This window comes from Xenorhabdus innexi (assembly GCF_002632485.1).
GTDB lineage: Bacteria > Pseudomonadota > Gammaproteobacteria > Enterobacterales > Enterobacteriaceae > Xenorhabdus > Xenorhabdus innexi.
In genome coordinates this window covers 1-851 of the sequence record NZ_NIBU01000205.1, presented here as the reverse complement: position 1 = coordinate 851, position 851 = coordinate 1, and the positions used below count along the sequence as shown (strand labels likewise).

1 protein-coding gene is annotated in these 851 nt (G+C 51.2%); it reads right to left on the bottom strand.

From position 1 onward, the window contains the following. Nucleotides 1-39 precede the first annotated feature (39 nt). A complete protein-coding gene (locus Xinn_RS21095) occupies nt 40-705 on the bottom strand; it encodes a Gp138 family membrane-puncturing spike protein (protein WP_086956372.1) in 666 nt (221 codons plus the stop codon). Between the last annotated feature and the right edge of the window lie 146 nt (nt 706-851).

Below are 851 nucleotides of genomic sequence, written 5' to 3'. Positions count from 1 at the left end.
CGAATGTCCAGTCGTGGTGATTATCCAGTCGTCGTACTCTCATTTATTCGGCCTCCCGGTATTGCCGCCGTGTGAATCAGGGTGGGTGTGGTTTTCAAGGTCTACACCGCCACCAATCACTTTCGCGGCGCTGATGGTGCCGTTGGATTCACTGTTGCCTTGGGTCTGGTTCCAGTTTCCGGCCTGTTCGTGCTGGCCTATCTGCTTGCTACTACCTTCGTGCAGCACTTCACCTTTAATGTGAATCTTGCCTTCTGACAGGCGAATGAATGTTTCTCCATCATCCGTTTGCATGGATGCACCGCCATGAAAAAAATCAGGGATTTTCTTTGGTTGGCTGCAAATCCCCGGAATAAAACAGGCATCGGAATAATCATGCAATCGCGCATCCAGCGGCACGGATTTATTACCGGTGGCATACCAGCCATCAATGCAGCGCTCTGAGAAAATCGCCAGCCCCTCATCACCGGCTTTTACTGGCACGGTGAAACAGAACCCGCCCGCCCGTGGAAACTGAACCGGCACATCCACCAATGGCGGCAACTCAATCACGGCGCCATCACTGAGCCGCTGGGTGATCATCAGTTCGATAGTGGCAATATGACCGTTAAATGAGACGACTCTGGCAGGTAAGGCGGTGTGAATATCAAGGCGTTCGTTTTCGGCTTTTCTGTCCAGCACCTCAAGCAGGGTTGGATTTTGCATCTTTCTTCTCCTCTTTTTTCTCCTTTTTCTTGCTGTCTTTCTTGCCTTCCTTTTTCTTCTCCACTTTCTGATATCGCCCGCCAATGCAGGTGATTTTTGTCGCCCAGTTATCCCCCATCAAATCGCCGGAGTGCTCCAGTTCCGTA

What these genes read in the sequence shown, in the direction of transcription:
- Xinn_RS21095 (WP_086956372.1), bottom strand. Translation starts at nt 705, where the DNA reads ATGCAAAATCCAACCCTGCTTGAGGTGCTGGACAGAAAAGCCGAAAAC.